This is a genomic window from Streptomyces cyaneochromogenes (assembly GCF_003963535.1).
Classification (GTDB): domain Bacteria; phylum Actinomycetota; class Actinomycetes; order Streptomycetales; family Streptomycetaceae; genus Streptomyces; species Streptomyces shaanxiensis.
Genome location: NZ_CP034539.1, coordinates 6,078,886 through 6,093,611 on the forward strand (window position 1 = coordinate 6,078,886; position 14,726 = coordinate 6,093,611).

Below are 14,726 nucleotides of genomic sequence, written 5' to 3' on the forward strand. Positions count from 1 at the left end.
CCGTGCGCCAGAACGGCGGCGGCGGACGTCGGAAGGCGGGACGGGGTGACGGTGCTCCGCTGGGGCTGCTGCCGTTGCCGCCGACGGACAAGGAGAAGTACAGCTACGCCAGACGGCATCTGTGGATCCTGACGGTCAGTTCGCTGGTCAGCTTCTGCTGCCTGGTGGTGAGCCAGTTCAAGCTGGCCCAGTCGACGCCGGTGCTGTGGATCTACACGCCGCTGCTGGTCTTCACGGTGCTCTACTACCTGGTGTCGCTGCGGGTGAACGGCTTCACCCGGGACTTCGACATCGCGCACCACAAGCGGCTGGTGCACAACTGGCGGCCCGAGGTGTACCCGACGGTCGATGTCTTCCTGCCGGTGTGCGGCGAGCCCATCGAGGTGCTGCACAACACCTGGCGGCATGTGCGGGAGATGGCCGACCGGTATCCGGGTGTGTGCGTGCCCTTTGTGCTCGACGACGGGGCCAGTCCTGAACTCGCCGCCATGGCCCGGGACTTCGGGTTCCGCTACGGCACCCGGGAGAACCGCGGCTGGTTCAAGAAGGCCGGCAACCTGCACTTCGGGTTCGGGCAGTCGGACGGGCAGTACATCCTGATCCTGGACGCCGACTTCACCCCGCGCTCCGACCTGCTCCAGGAGCTGCTGCCGTACATGGAGGCGGACCCGCGCATCGGGATCGTCCAGTCGCCGCAGTACTTCCGGGTGCTGGACTCGCAGAACTGGATCGAGCGCGGCGCGGGCGCGGTGCAGGAGCTGTTCTACCGGTCCGTCCAGGTGTCGAGGCAGGGCAGCGACGGCGCGATCTGCGTCGGCAGCTGTGCGGTGTACCGGCGGGCGGCCCTGGAGACCAACGGCGGTACGACGCTGATCGAGCACTCCGAGGACGTGCACACCGGGTTCGACCTGCGGGGCCTCGGCTGGGATCTGCGGTACGTGCCGGTCGCCGTGTCGACGGGGGTGTGCCCGGACAGTGCCGGCGCCTTCTTCAACCAGCAGTACCGCTGGTGCTCGGGCTCGATGAGCCTGCTCGGCAGCCGGAAGTTCTGGCAGGCGAAGATCAGGCTCTCCAGCCGCCTGTGCTACATGTCCGGCTTCTTCTACTACATCCACACGGCGCTGTTCACCTTCGCCGCCCCGGTCATCCCGATCGTGCTGCTGATCATGATGCCGGAGAAGCTCATGGTCGAGCACCTGGCCCTGGTGCTGCCCAGCATCATCTACACCACGATCATCTTCCCGATGTGGCACAAGGCGCCCTACCGCCTGGAGGCCTGGGCGGCCCGCATGATGTACGGCTGGGCCCACGTCTTCGCCATCTGGGACATCCTCCGCAAGAACCGCATGGGCTGGCAGCCCACCGGCTCCTCCGGCGCCAAGAAGAACAAGACCCGGCGCTTCTGGATCGGCATGTGGGTCTGGAGCGGCGGCACCGCGCTGATCTGGGTGCTGGGAGCGGTCTACCGGTCGTTCACCATGGACGCCCCGGACTTCGCCCTGATCCTGTCCTCCGGGCTCTTCTACGCCCTCGTCGTGGCCCGGGTCCTGGTGCAGCCCCGCGAGAAGGCGGTGGCTGCCTGATGAGGTCGTTCACCCGTGTCCGTACGGCTGTGGCGGCCTGTGCCCTCAGCGGTGTGCTCGCCCTCAGCGGCTGCTCGGTCCTCGGCGAGGAGTCGGGCGGCTCCGCCTCGGCCGGTGCCGGGGAGGCCGGGGCCGGCGTCGACGACGCGGCGAGCCCCGAGGCCGACGTGCCCTACGACGTCGTACCACTGCTGAAGCCGGACAAGAAATACTTCGGAGCCGCCGTCGAGGGCGCGCCGAACTCCACGAAGGGCCTCGACACGTACGCGGAGATGGTCGGCAAGCAGCCGAACCTCATCGAGTACTACGCCGCCTGGGGCGACGGCTTCGACGCCACCGGCGTGCGCAACGCCTGGCGTGAGGGCGCCATGACGCTGATGTCGTGGGAGCCCTTCGACACGCCGGTCGCCGACATCGCGGCCGGCAAGTCGGACACGTACATCGAGGAGTACGCGACGGCGGTCCGCAAGCTCAACCTGCCGGTCGTGATCTCCTTCGCCGACGAGTTCAACGGGCACTGGGAGAAGTGGGGCACGAAGAACGTGACCCCCGAGGACTACGTGGCCGCCTGGCGGCACATCCACGAGACCTTCATCGACGTCGGCGCCTCGAACGTCATCTGGGCCTGGTCGCCCAACATCGTCAACCCGGTCAAGAGCGTGAAGCTCGAGCCGTACTACCCGGGCGACGCCTACGTCGACTGGGTCGGCCTGATCGGCTACTGGACGATCGAGGAGGACGGCGCCTTCGACAGCGTCTTCGGGGCGACCCGGGACCAGGTCCGCACCTTCACCAAGAAGCCGATGATCCTGCTGGAGACCGCCGCGATGGCGGGTGAGCGGCGGCGTGCCGACATCCGCAACCTGTTCGCGGGCGTCACGGCGGACGACGACATGCTCGGTTTCGTCTGGTTCAACCACAAAAAGCGTGCCGACTGGCGACTGGAGGCGAGCCCGCTGGCGCTGAAGGAGTTCAAGCGCCTGGCCGCCGACGACAGCTTCGGCTTCGACGTACGGAAGCCGTGATGACCTCCCGACACGATCACTACACGCCTCAGCCCTACGATCCGTACGCCGACGACGACTTCACCTGGTTCAACTCCGACGGGCAGTCCGCCGCCGTCCCGCAGGGGCAGCAGGGGCAGCAGGGGCAGCAGGGGCAGCAGGGGTACGGGTACGACGAGCAGTACCACGCCTATCAGCAGCAGCACGAGCAGTACGCGGACGCCGTTCCGCAGCAGCCGGTGGGGCAGCACGAGGACCAGCCGACGTACGCGCTGCGTACGGTGCGGTACCAGCAGGTGCCGGACGAGCCGGAGTACCACATTCCGCAGACGCCGGACGCCGGGTGGGACGACCGGCCGAGTCGGCGCCGTGCCTGGGTCAGCCGCGGTGTCCTGGTGGTCCTCATGGCGATCCAGGCCGTGCTGTCGCTGCGGCTGTCCAACACGGCGTTCCAGGACGAGGCCCTGTACCTGGCGGCGGGGCACAACATCATCGACCACTGGACGAACAGCACCCCGCTGCACAGCGGTTACGAGTCGTACTTCTCCGGGTCGCCGATGCTGTACCCGGTCGCCGCCGCCCTCGTCGACGGGTACTTCGGGCTCTCCGGGGCCCGGCTGCTGAGCCTGCTGTGCATGCTGGGCGCGACCGGGCTGCTGTACTCGTTCACCCGGCGCATGTTCAACGAGCGGGTCGCGCTCGTGGCCGCCGCCATGTTCGCGGTGACGCAGCCGACGATCGTGCTCGGCTGGTTCGCCACCTACGACGCCCCGGCGATCTTCCTGCTGGCGCTGTCCGCGTGGATCGTCGTGCGCACCAACCGGGCGCCCGCGATCGCGGTGCTGCTCGCTGCGCCGGTGATGGTGCTGGCGGTCGCGGTGAAGTACGCGTCCGCGCTGTACGTCCCCACGCTCGTCGTGCTCGCCGCGCTGACCGCGTGGCACCACAAGGGCTGGCGCTGCCTGCTGCGGGCGTTCCTGCTGGGTCTCGGCACCGCCGCGCTGGTCGGGGTGGGCCTGATGTACACGGATGTGCTCGCCGGTGTGCAGCAGACGACCACCAACCGAGCGCACGGCACCGACAGCGCGGCGTCGCTGCTGCAGAAGTCCGCGGAGTGGGGCGGCCTGATGTTCGCCACCGCCGTCGCGGGCGCGGCCGCCTACGCGCTGCGCGGCCGGATGAACGAGTCCCCGCGCTCCTACGGCCTCAACGGCCCCGGTTGGCGCTGGCGAGTCCTGTTGGGCCTGGTGCTGACCGGCACCGCGGTGCTGGCGCCCGCATACCAGATCCACCTCAGCACCGCGGTCTCGCTCTACAAGCACCTCGACTTCGGTCTGCTCTTCGCCGCCCCGATGGCCGGCGTCGGCGTGATCCGGCTGGTCGGCAAACACTTCCGCTATCCGCAGCTGGGCATCCTGATCTGGGTCGCGGCCCTTTGCCTCGGCGTCTCGCAGTCCGAGTGGCGGTTCGGCCTGTGGCCCGACTCCACGCCGCTCGTCAAGGCGATCGAGCCGTACATGAAGCCCGAGGCGCGCTATCTCGGCGCGACCTACGAAGTGCCCGTCTACTACCTGCGCGACAAGACGAACCACTCGCAGTGGACTTCGACGTACGGCATCGGCTACTCGGACGAGAAGGGCAAGATCCACCACGGCCGGGAGGGGTACCGCCTGGCCATCGAGGCCGGCTACTTCGACCTCGTCGTGCTGGACGGCGTCGCGACGCCGGATCTCGACAAGTACCTCGAGCAGCAGGTGACCAAGAGCGGGCACTACCGCATGGTCGGCACGATCTCCTTCGAGCTCAGCGGGGGCGGCACCGGCTCGTACAAGATCTGGACGAAGACGTCCTGAGCCTCGCGCGCCCCTTCTCCACCCCCGTATCACGAAAGGCCGTACCCATGCGGCTCACCGTCATCGGCACCGGCTACCTCGGTGCCACCCACGCCGCCTGCATGGCGGAGCTCGGCCACGAGGTCCTCGGGGTCGACGTCGACCCGGACAAGGTCGCCGCGCTGCAGGCCGGCCGGGTGCCGTTCCACGAGCCCGGGCTGCCGGAGCTGATCGCCAGGCACACGGCGAGCGGGCGGCTGAGGTTCACGACCGACTACGCGGAGGCCGGGGCCTTCGGTGACGTGCACTTCGTGTGTGTCGGGACGCCCCAGCTCAAGGGCTCCGAGGGCGCGGATCTGACGTATGTCGACTCCGCCTTCGCGGCCGTCGCCGAGCACGCCGCTCCCGGTGCGCTGGTGGTCGGCAAGTCGACCGTGCCGGTGGGGACGGCAGGGCGGCTCGCGCGGGCGCACGGCCGGGTCGAGGTCGCCTGGAACCCGGAGTTCCTGCGGGAGGGCTTCGCGGTCGAGGACACGCTGCGGCCGGACCGGCTGGTGTTCGGGGTGCGGTCGGAGCGTGCTGAAACGATCCTGCGGGAGGTGTACGCCTCCGTCCTCGCCGCCGGGACCCCGCTCGTCGCCGCCGACTTCCCGACCGCCGAGCTGGTCAAGACGGCCGCCAACGCCTTCCTCGCCACCAAGATCTCCTTCATCAACGCGATGGCGGAGCTCTGCGAGGCCGCGGGCGGCGACGTCGGCGTGCTCGCCGAGGCGATCGGACACGACGACCGGATCGGCCGTAAGTTCCTGCGGGCCGGCGTCGGCTTCGGCGGGGGCTGTCTGCCCAAGGACATCCGTGCCTTCGCGCACCGCGCCGACGAGCTGGGGGTGTCCCTGGCGTTCCTGCGCGAGGTGGACGCGATCAACATGCGGCGCCGCGACAAGGTGGTCGAGCTGGCGCGGGAGCTGTGCGGGGGATCGGTGCTGGGGGCCCGGATCGCCGTACTCGGCGCCGCCTTCAAGCCGGACTCCGACGACATCCGTGACTCGCCGGCGCTCAACGTCGCCGCGCGGCTGCGTCTCGACGGTGCCGACGTCACGGTCTACGACCCCGAGGCGATGGACAACGCCCGCAAGGCGTTCCCGCTGCTCGGGTACGCGCTGTCGGCCGAGGAGGCGCTGGGGGGCGCCGATCTCGTGCTGCATCTGACCGAGTGGCCGCAGTTCCGGGAGATCGACCCGGAGCGGGCCCGGTCGCTGGTTTCCCGTCCGCGGATCGTGGACGGGCGGGGGGTGCTCGACGCGGACCGCTGGACCGCGGCGGGCTGGCGGTTTTGGGCGCTGGGCAGGCCCGCGCCCGTTGGGGAGGGGCCCCGGTAGGGGCTCCTAGGGGAGGGAAAGAGAAAGCCATGACGGAACTCGACGCCCACGACAGGCACACCGGCGTGCCCGTCACCGTGGTGATGCCGACGTACAACGAGGCCGCGAACCTGTCGCGGATGGCCGAGCTGGTGCTGGGCCTGCCGATCGACGGGCTGCACCTGAAGATCGTCGACGACTCCAGCCCGGACGGCACCGGGCGGCTCGCCGAGGAACTGGCCGAGAAGTACAACGCCGACCAGCCCGCCGGGCGGCGCCGGATGAGCGTGCTGCACCGCACCGAGAAGGACGGGCTGGGGCGGGCGTACGTCGCGGGCATGAGCGCCGCGCTGCGGGAGGGTGCCGCGTACGTCGTGCAGATGGACGCCGACGGCAGCCACCCGGCGGAGGCGGTGCCGCGGATGCTGGGGACCGCGGTGGCCTCCGGGGTGGGGCTGGTCGTCGGCAGCCGGTACGTCGAGGGGGGCTCGCTCGACGAGGACTGGGGCATGCACCGCGTCCTGCTCTCCCGGTTCGCCAACCGCTACGCCCGCACCGTGCTCGGCACGAAGATCCGGGACATCACGGCCGGCTTCAACCTGTGGTCGGCGGCGACCCTGCGGGACATCGACCTGGCCACCCTGGACAGCGCCGGCTACAGCTTCCAGGTCGAGCTGAAGTACAAGGCCGTGCGGGCCGGGCACAGCGCCGTGGAGATCCCGATCCGCTTCGAGGAGCGGACGGAGGGCGTGTCGAAGATGACGCTCAGGACCCAGCTGGAGTCGGCGGTGGTGCCCATCCGGCTGCGTCTCAAGCACCGATGAGGGTGGGGGAGTACGGATGAGCCGCGGCGGTGGTCGACTGCAGGTCGACCACCGCCGCGGCTCACCTGTTACGCGTGCTGCCGGTCGGTCCTACTCGTTGGCCGCCGCCGACGCCTGGGCCTCGCCCCGCCTGCGGATCTGGTTGAACGTGTAGTCCTTCAGGTTGTTGCTGGTCCGGTAGACCTCCGTGTCCTTGTTCGTCACGTCCTTGCCGCTGGTGAAGCCGGTGATGGTGAAGTAGGCGTAACGGCCGTAGGAGTTGGCGGTCATGAGGCAGACGGTGGAGTTGCAGAAGCCCTTGACGCCCTGGCCGGAGAGCGACCTGATGAAGTCCTTCTGGGGGTTCACCTTGCTCGCGGCCTTGGTGGCCTGCGCCTCGGTGTCGAAGACGGCCACGCCGACCGTCACCGCGGTGCCGCCGTCGAGGTAGGAGGCGCGCAGGAGACGGGTGCAGTCGTTGTCCGTGAGGATCTTCGGAAGCCCGCCCTTGGCCGCCGCGGAGCAGCTCTTCGTGTCGTCCGTCGGGCCCTTCTTGTAGACCGCCCCGCCTGCGGGCAGCTGCGTGCCCGGGAAGAGGATCTGCGCGCCGAGCGGGGCGGTGTCCTTGCTCTTGACGGAGATGAAGTCCTTCGGGTCCAGCGGCGGCGGGGCACTCGTCGGAGCGAACGACGGTGCCCGCGAGGTGGAGCCCGGCAGGGCCGCCCCGGACTGTCCCGAAGTCGGGCTGTTGTCGTCGGAGTTGCTGTTCGCCGACACCACGGCGACGGCGACCGCGGTACCGACCGCGACGGTCGCCAGCGCGCCGCCGCCGATGAACAGCAGCCGGCGGCGCTTGTTGCGCGACTCGGAGGCCTCGGCGAGCGCGGCCCAGTCCGGGGTTTCGTCGGCGCCGCTGTTCCACGGCTGCTGGGAGTGCGGTTTCCAGGGATCCCACTGGGACTGGGGTCCCCCCTGCTGCCCATAGCTCATGGGGCGCATCTTAGACGGGTCGCGGGTGTGCCGCTCCGCCCCAAGAGGCCCGTAGGCCCCTAGCGTTCAGTCGATGAGCGAGCACAAAAGCGACATCTCCGGGTGGTTGGTACGACGGGCGACGTGGCATCTGTGGGTGGTGCTCGGGGCCGTGCTGGCGGCACCTGTGGTGCGTACGGCCCGTGTGACCTCGGACGGAGGGATGGACAACGCCATCGTCGTGCGGGCGGCCCGGGTCTGGCTGGCCGGGGGCTCGCCGTATGACGACTCCCACTTCCTCTATTTGCCGAGTGCGGTGCTGGCGGCGGCTCCGCAGGCGCTGGTTCCGCGGGGTGTGCTGGACGTGCTGGTGCCGGTGGCGGTGACCGGGTGTCTCGTGGGCGGCTGGGTGTGCGCCCTGCGGCTGCATGGTGTCCCCCTGCGCAGTCGCTTCGCGGCGCTCGGTCTGATCGGGCTCGCGGTCGGGTTCGCGCCGTTCGCCCACCTCGTGCTGCTGGGGAACTGGACGGCTACGGCCGTCCTCGCGCTGCCGTTGGGGCTGTTGCTGGCGGGGCGGGGGCGGTGGGTGGCCGCGGGGGCGGTGATCGGGGCGGCGCTCGCGTTGAAGCCGTTGTTGGCGCCGGTGGGGCTGCTGTTCGTGTTCGCGCGGCGGTGGCGGGGGCTGGCGGTGCTGGTCGGGGTGCCGGTGGTGGCGTCGGCGTCGGCGGCACTGCTGCTGCCGGACCCCGTGGGGTTCTTCACTCGCACGCTGCCGTTCCTGGTGCGGGGCGGCGACGGGTTCGTGCGGATGTATGAGGCCTCGCCGGTCGCGGTGCTGCCGAGGGTGGGGGTGCCGGAGGTGGCGGCCGCGGGGGTTGCGTTGGTGGCGGCGGGGGTGGGTGTGGGGTGCGCGTATCGGCGGTGGCGGGGTGGGGGTGCGGGGGCGGGGCGCCCGGCGGAGACGGCGGCGATGCTGATGCTCTCGGCGTTCCTGGTGTCCCGGCCGTCGTACGACCACTATCTGCTGGTCGTCGTGCCGGTGCTGGTGGCGGGGGTGCCGGGGGAGGGGGCGGCGGTGGCGCGGGGGGCGTGGTTCTGGTTGGCGATGGTGCCGCAGGTTCCGGGGGTGAGCTGGCCCTATCTGGAGGCGGTACAGCGGCGGGCCTTCCTGGACGCGGTGACGTTGTGTGCTCTGGCAGCGACCGTGGCTGTGCGATGTGTCCGGTTCGGTGGGGTTTTCTCGCCCCCGCCGCCCCTACCCGTCCCTTCCTCCAGGGGCGCGGCCCCGTCGACCCCGTCAGGGGCTCCGCCCCTGAACCCCGCCGGCGGCTCCGCCCCCTGCCCCCCGGCCTCGCCCACCCGCCACCCGACTCGGTCGGCCAAGGGGCTGGACTCGGGGGCGTCGGGGACGGGCGGGGTGGGGGAGTGATGGGAGGTGTCGGCTCGGAGGGAGAGGGCGCGGGGGCCTGGTGATGACGCCGGTCCGGGCGGTCTCAGCCCGTCCGGTGATTGAGGACGAGGCCGCTTCCGGGCCTGGGCGTCTACGCTGGGGCGAGACAGCAGGGGTACCCGCAGGCAACCCGTTTTGACCCGGCCGTGGCGCCGCAGGTATCCTGCATGTTCGTTGTGTATTGGCTTGCTCATTCTCACGGGACGGGCCCTTACACCGGTCCACCGGGCCGATGACCAGCGACCCCACGTACGCGGTATGCGTCGCCGCAGTGCGGTCCAGGCTGTCGTGATCGTTTCGGTGACCTTGTCAGGACCATTCACTCGAAGCGAAGGCTACGAACCGTGCGTACGTACAGCCCCAAGCCCGGCGATGTGACGCGCCAGTGGCACGTCATTGACGCTCAGGACGTCGTCCTGGGCCGTCTCGCCAGCACCGCCGCCTCCATCCTGCGGGGCAAGCACAAGCCGATCTACGCCCCCCACGTCGACACCGGTGACTTCGTCATCATCATCAACGCCGACAAGGTGCACCTGTCCGGCAACAAGCGGACCCAGAAGATGGCGTACCGCCACTCCGGCTACCCGGGTGGTCTGCGCTCCGTCCGTTACGACGAGCTCCTCGACAAGAACCCCGAGAAGGCCATCGAGAAGGCCGTCAAGGGCATGCTCCCCAAGAACACGCTGGGCCGTCAGATGCTCTCGAAGCTGAAGGTCTACAAGGGTGACCAGCACCCGCACGGCGCGCAGCAGCCGCAGCCGTACGAGATCACCCAGGTCGCGCAGTAAGTCCGGCCACCCCCTAAGCCTGAAGAGAATCTGAGGAGAATCGTGGCCGAGACCACTGCCGAGCAGCCGCTCGAAGAGCTTGACATCGACAGCTACACCACCGAGTCCGAGGTTCCGGTGGAGGGTGAGTACACCTCCGAGTCCCTCGCCTCGCGCTTCGGTGAGCCCCAGCCCGCCGCCGGTCTGGGTCGTCGTAAGAACGCCATTGCCCGCGTCCGGATCGTTCCGGGCACCGGCAAGTGGAAGATCAACGGTCGCACCCTTGAGGACTACTTCCCCAACAAGGTGCACCAGCAGGAAGTCAACGAGCCGTTCAAGGTTCTCGAGCTCGAGGGCCGCTACGACGTCATCGCCCGCATCGCCGGTGGCGGTGTCTCCGGTCAGGCCGGTGCGCTCCGTCTCGGTGTCGCCCGCGCGCTGAACGAGGCCGACGTCGACAACAACCGCGGCGCCCTGAAGAAGGCCGGCTTCCTCCGCCGCGACGACCGTGCGGTCGAGCGCAAGAAGGCCGGTCTGAAGAAGGCCCGCAAGGCCCCGCAGTACAGCAAGCGCTAAGCGCGAGCTGCCTCTGCTGGTACTCCGGTACTCCGAACGCCCCGGCGGCACGCCACAGTGCCGCCGGGGCGTTCGTTTTATCCCTGGGCTCGGGCGTATAACGGCACAAGACGTTCAAAGGCTTGTGTGATCCGATGCCCAGGCATGGAATGCCTGGAAGCGGGAGCCCCCGGCGGCAGATCGCGCGCCGGCTCCGCTTCCGGAACTGATGTTTCCTCAGGAGGACAAGTGGGACGACTCTTCGGCACGGACGGCGTGCGCGGCGTCGCCAACGCGGATCTGACGGCCGAGATGGCGCTCGGTCTGTCCGTGGCGGCGGCTCACGTACTGGCCGAGGCGGGCACCTTCGAGGGCCACCGGCCGACGGCGGTGGTCGGGCGGGACCCGCGTGCGTCCGGGGAGTTCCTGGAGGCCGCCGTGGTCGCGGGCCTCGCGAGCGCCGGCGTGGACGTCCTGCGCGTCGGTGTGCTGCCGACGCCCGCGGTGGCGTTCCTCACCGGCTCGCTCGGCGCCGACCTCGGCGTCATGCTCTCCGCCAGCCACAACGCCATGCCCGACAACGGCATCAAGTTCTTCGCCCGCGGCGGCCACAAGCTCGCCGACGAGCTCGAGGACCGTATCGAGACCGTCTACGACGAGCACCGGCACGGTGAGCCGTGGGAGCGGCCGACGGGTGCTGCCGTCGGGCGGGTGCGGTCCTACGACCAGGGGTTCGAGGAGTACGTCGGTCACCTGCTCAGCGTCCTGCCCAACCGGCTGGACGGGGTGAAGATCGTCCTGGACGAGGCGCACGGTGCCGCGGCGGGCGTCTCGCCGGAGGCCTTCGCGCGGGCCGGGGCCGAGGTCGTCACCATCGGGGCCGAGCCGGACGGACTCAACATCAACGACGGCTGCGGGTCCACGCACATGGACAAGCTGAAGGCCGCCGTCGTCGAGCACGGGGCCGCGCTCGGTGTCGCGCACGACGGTGACGCCGACCGGTGCCTCGCCGTGGACCACACCGGCGAAGAGGTGGACGGCGACCAGATCCTGGCCGTACTCGCGCTGGCCATGCGGGAGCGGGGCGTGCTGCGGTCCGAGACCGTGGTGGCGACCGTGATGTCCAACCTCGGCTTCAAGCTGGCCATGGAGCGGGAGGGCATCGCGCTGGTGCAGACCGCGGTCGGGGACCGGTATGTGCTCGAGGAGATGAAGGAGCGCGGGTTCGCCCTGGGCGGCGAGCAGTCCGGGCACGTCATCGTCCTCGATCACGCCACGACCGGTGACGGTACGTTGACCGGGCTGCTGCTGGCGGCCCGTGTCGCGCAGACCGGTCGTACGCTCAAGGACCTCGCCTCGGTCATGGAGCGCCTGCCGCAGGTTCTGATCAATGTCCCGGACGTGGACAAGGGCCGGGTGAAGACCTCGGCCGACCTCGCCGCCGCTGTCGCCGAGGCGGAACGCGAACTGGGCTCGACGGGGCGGGTGTTGCTGCGGCCGTCGGGGACGGAACCGCTGGTGCGGGTGATGGTCGAGGCGGCCGACATCGATCAGGCCCGGTCCCTCGCGGGGCGCCTGGCCGACGCGGTGAAGTCCGCGCTGGGCTAGTCACCAACGGCCGTCACTCGACGTACGTAACAAAGGGTGCGTGTCTGATAACTGATTGTTTGACTTTGGTCGAGGGGGGCTCCGCCCGGCGCCGCCCGGGCGCCCTGCCTCGACGAAAGCGAGAGACACAGTATGAAGATCGTGAACACCACCCTGAAACGAGCGGTCGGTCCGGCCGTGGCCGCCGGTCTTCTCGTCACCGCGTTGGCCACCCCGGCCGCGGCCCAGACCCCCGGCTCCACCGTGTTCCGTCTCTTCGGCAGCGCCTACCTGAGCGCCCGTGCCGGCGTGGCGAACGAGGTGACGGCCACCGTCGACGGCGGCCGTCTGATCCTCACGGACACCAAGGGCCTCGCGGTGGGAGGGGGCTGCATCCGGCTGTCCCCCACCAGCGCCGACTGCGGCAGCGTCACCAGTACAGGCCGGCTCTCGGTCGGGCTGGGTGACGGGGACGACAGTTTCAAAGGGTCGACCATCTCGCTCCGCACCCTGGTCGATGCCGGCCTCGGCAAGGACAACGTAGCGACCGGCTCCGGCGGCGACACGGTCGGTGTGAGTGACGGCGTCGGCAACGACACGGTGGACTGTGGCGCCGGCTCCGACCTGGTGTTCCGCGATGCCGGTGACACCATCGTGAACTGCGAACAGCGGTACTAGCGGTCGCAGGTGCAGGAGCGGTACTAGACGCCGCTCGCCTTCGCCGTCCGCTCGCGCTGCCTGGCCCACAGCCACTTCTGGGCCAGTAGCGTGAGCGTACCCGCCAGCACGATGCCGAGCAGGTTGAGCAGGAGCTGTTCTGTGGAGCCCCAGGTCTGCTTGGTGTCGCCGTAGCTCAGGGCCACTGCCGCGTTGGCGGCGGCCGGGACCGTGGTCACGGAGATGGCCACGCCCACCAGGAGGCCGGACTTGGCGGATGTGAGGGAGAGGGTGCCGGCGATGCCGGCCAGGACCGCGACGATGAACGAGAACTCGTCGGGGGCGTAGACGAAGCCCGTGTTGGGGCGGTCGGCCGACAGGTCGGATTTGTGGAACAGGTCGAGCCAGTCCATGAACAGGCTGAAGCCGACCGTCACCGCCATGGCGATGGCGAAACCGGCGACGAGCGCGATCAGCGAGCGCAGGGCGAGCCGGGGAGCCCGCTGCACCAGGGCCGTGCTGAGCCCGGCCAGGGGGCCGAACTCCGGGCCGACGGCCATCGCGCCGACGATCAGGATCGCGTTGTCGAGCACGACACCGCAGGCCGCGATCATCGTGGCGAGCGTGATGAAGGCGACGTAGGTGACGGAGAGGGTCGACTCCTCGTGCGTGGCGTCCGCGAGGTGTTCCCACAGCACCGCGTCCGCGCCCTCGCCCGGGGCCTCCTCCTGGGCCTTGTCGGCCCGCTTCGAGAGGGACAGGTCGATGTTCTCGACGGCGATCGAGCCGGTCTCGTCCAGGTCCAACTGGCGTAGGGCGCCGATGAGTTCATCGCCCGCCTCGCGGGCCACGTCGCACAGGACGACGTCCCCGGAAGGGTTGCGGGCGGCGCCCGGCAGGACGACGAGGTGCGTGGCGCCGGTCGTCTTCTCGATCAGGCGGACCACGTCGTCCGTCCGGTGGGTGGGCGTGATCAGGCGCAGATGCAGCATGACGCCTTTCTAACAGGCCTGAGTTACGGCCCTACAGCTTGCGCAGGCTCAGCCGCTGCACCTTGTGGTCGGGGCCCTTGCGTACGACGAGGGTGGCTCGGCCGCGGGTGGGGGCGATGTTCTCCACCAGGTTGGGCTTGTTGATGGTGCGCCACATCGTGCGGGCGTAGTCGAGGGCCTCCTCCTCGGACACCTGGGTGTACTTGCGGAAGTACGAGGAGGGGTTCTGGAAGGCGGTCTCGCGCAGCCGCTTGAAGCGGTTGAGGTACCAGTGCTCGATGTCCTCGGTGCGGGCGTCGACGTACACGCTGAAGTCGAAGTAGTCGGCGAGGCCGACCCGGGTGCGGCCGTCCTTGCCGGGCAGGGCGGGCTGCAGGACGTTCAGGCCCTCGACGATCAGGATGTCGGGGCGGCGGACCGTGAGCTTCTTGTCCGGGACGATGTCGTAGATCAGGTGGGAGTAGACCGGGGCCGTGACCTCGTCCTTGCCCGCCTTGATGTCGGCCACGAAGCGGGTGAGCGCGCGGCGGTCGAACGACTCGGGGAAGCCCTTGCGCGACATCAGGCCCCTGGCCTCCAGCTCCTTGGTGGGCAGGAGGAAGCCGTCCGTGGTGACCAGCTCGACGCGCGGGTGCTCGGGCCAGCGGGAGAGCAGGGCCTGCAGGAGACGGGCGACCGTGGACTTTCCCACGGCAACGGACCCGGCGACTCCTATGACGAACGGGGTGCCGGACTGGGAGCCCTGTTCGCCGAGGAAGGTGTTCAGCGCGCCTCTGAGGCCGTCGGTGGCGCCGACGTAGAGGTTCAGGAGGCGGGAGAGCGGGAGGTAGATGTCGCGGACCTCGTCGAGGTCGATGACGTCGCCGAGGCCGCGCAGCTTCTCGACCTCCTCCGCGGTGAGCGGCAGCGGGGTCTTGTCGCGCAGCGCGCTCCACTCGGCGCGGGTGAGGTCGACGTAGGGAGTCGCCTCCGGCCGCTGCCGGTGGGCGCTCCGGGGCGTCGAGGAGACCGGAGAGATCACAGTCCATTGTTAACGGAGTTTGAACGGGGTGGAGGGTGGGGTCCGTCACGCGGTGGCGGACCGTGCCAGGCGGAGTGCCGGAGGAGTCTGTGGCCGCTTCCGGGAGGAATCCGGGCAAGGTGGGGAATGTCAGTGCCGTGCGTCACAG

The 14,726-nt window shown here is 69.8% G+C and carries 13 protein-coding genes; 10 read left to right on the forward strand and 3 right to left on the reverse strand.

Annotated elements, in window-relative coordinates:
- The first annotated feature begins 164 nt into the window (after window positions 1-164).
- Genes EJ357_RS27845 through EJ357_RS27865 form a run of 5 tightly spaced genes read left to right on the forward strand, consistent with a single transcriptional unit; the run spans window position 165 to window position 6,601 of the window.
- Window positions 165-1,583 carry a glycosyltransferase family 2 protein gene (locus EJ357_RS27845; RefSeq protein WP_126400106.1) on the forward strand — a complete coding sequence of 473 codons (1,419 nt, stop codon included), beginning with the start codon at window positions 165-167 and terminating at the stop codon, window positions 1,581-1,583.
- Entirely contained in the window at window positions 1,583-2,608 is a 1,026-nt protein-coding gene (locus EJ357_RS27850; RefSeq protein ID WP_126394277.1) for a glycoside hydrolase family 26 protein, read from the forward strand. Before EJ357_RS27845 ends, EJ357_RS27850 begins: the two co-directional genes overlap by 1 nt.
- Window positions 2,608-4,440: an ArnT family glycosyltransferase gene (locus EJ357_RS27855; RefSeq protein WP_126394278.1), complete on the forward strand. Its 1,833-nt coding sequence runs from the start codon at window positions 2,608-2,610 to the stop codon at window positions 4,438-4,440. The genes EJ357_RS27850 and EJ357_RS27855 overlap by 1 nt, the downstream gene beginning before the upstream one ends.
- Window positions 4,441-4,487: 47 nt before the next feature.
- Window positions 4,488-5,798, forward strand: coding sequence for a UDP-glucose dehydrogenase family protein (locus EJ357_RS27860; protein WP_126394279.1), 1,311 nt, complete (start codon window positions 4,488-4,490; stop codon window positions 5,796-5,798).
- Between the two features lie 29 nt (window positions 5,799-5,827).
- Entirely contained in the window at window positions 5,828-6,601 is a 774-nt protein-coding gene (locus EJ357_RS27865; protein WP_126394280.1) for a polyprenol monophosphomannose synthase, read from the forward strand.
- A gap of 90 nt (window positions 6,602-6,691) precedes the next feature.
- On the opposite strand, the gene EJ357_RS27870 is transcribed toward EJ357_RS27865, so the two are convergent.
- Entirely contained in the window at window positions 6,692-7,579 is an 888-nt protein-coding gene (locus tag EJ357_RS27870; protein WP_126394281.1) for a hypothetical protein, read from the reverse strand.
- Between the two features lie 64 nt (window positions 7,580-7,643).
- Between EJ357_RS27870 and EJ357_RS27875 the strand changes: the two genes are divergently transcribed.
- The 5 genes from EJ357_RS27875 to EJ357_RS27895 all read left to right on the forward strand — a co-directional run bounded on the left by EJ357_RS27875 (window position 7,644) and on the right by EJ357_RS27895 (window position 12,586).
- The gene (locus EJ357_RS27875) at window positions 7,644-8,978 is read left to right on the forward strand and encodes a glycosyltransferase 87 family protein (protein ID WP_126394282.1); all 1,335 of its coding nucleotides are present in this window, start codon (window positions 7,644-7,646) and stop codon (window positions 8,976-8,978) included.
- A gap of 365 nt (window positions 8,979-9,343) precedes the next feature.
- A complete protein-coding gene (gene rplM, locus EJ357_RS27880; RefSeq protein ID WP_030046395.1) occupies window positions 9,344-9,787 on the forward strand; it encodes a 50S ribosomal protein L13 in 444 nt (147 codons plus the stop codon).
- 42 nt (window positions 9,788-9,829) lie between these two features.
- A complete protein-coding gene (gene rpsI / locus EJ357_RS27885) occupies window positions 9,830-10,342 on the forward strand; it encodes a 30S ribosomal protein S9 (RefSeq protein WP_067018959.1) in 513 nt (170 codons plus the stop codon).
- Between the two features lie 228 nt (window positions 10,343-10,570).
- Entirely contained in the window at window positions 10,571-11,929 is a 1,359-nt protein-coding gene (gene glmM / locus EJ357_RS27890; protein WP_126394283.1) for a phosphoglucosamine mutase, read from the forward strand.
- Between the two features lie 141 nt (window positions 11,930-12,070).
- Window positions 12,071-12,586, forward strand: a complete 516-nt coding sequence (locus EJ357_RS27895) for a hypothetical protein (RefSeq protein ID WP_126394284.1) — start codon at window positions 12,071-12,073, stop codon at window positions 12,584-12,586.
- A 23-nt stretch (window positions 12,587-12,609) separates the two neighbouring features.
- On the opposite strand, the gene EJ357_RS27900 is transcribed toward EJ357_RS27895, so the two are convergent.
- Both EJ357_RS27900 and coaA read right to left on the reverse strand, forming a co-directional pair.
- The gene (locus EJ357_RS27900; protein WP_126394285.1) at window positions 12,610-13,557 is read right to left on the reverse strand and encodes a DUF389 domain-containing protein; all 948 of its coding nucleotides are present in this window, start codon (window positions 13,555-13,557) and stop codon (window positions 12,610-12,612) included.
- Window positions 13,558-13,588: 31 nt separating this feature from the next.
- Window positions 13,589-14,578: a type I pantothenate kinase gene (gene coaA / locus EJ357_RS27905; protein WP_126394286.1), complete on the reverse strand. Its 990-nt coding sequence runs from the start codon at window positions 14,576-14,578 to the stop codon at window positions 13,589-13,591.
- Between the last annotated feature and the right edge of the window lie 148 nt (window positions 14,579-14,726).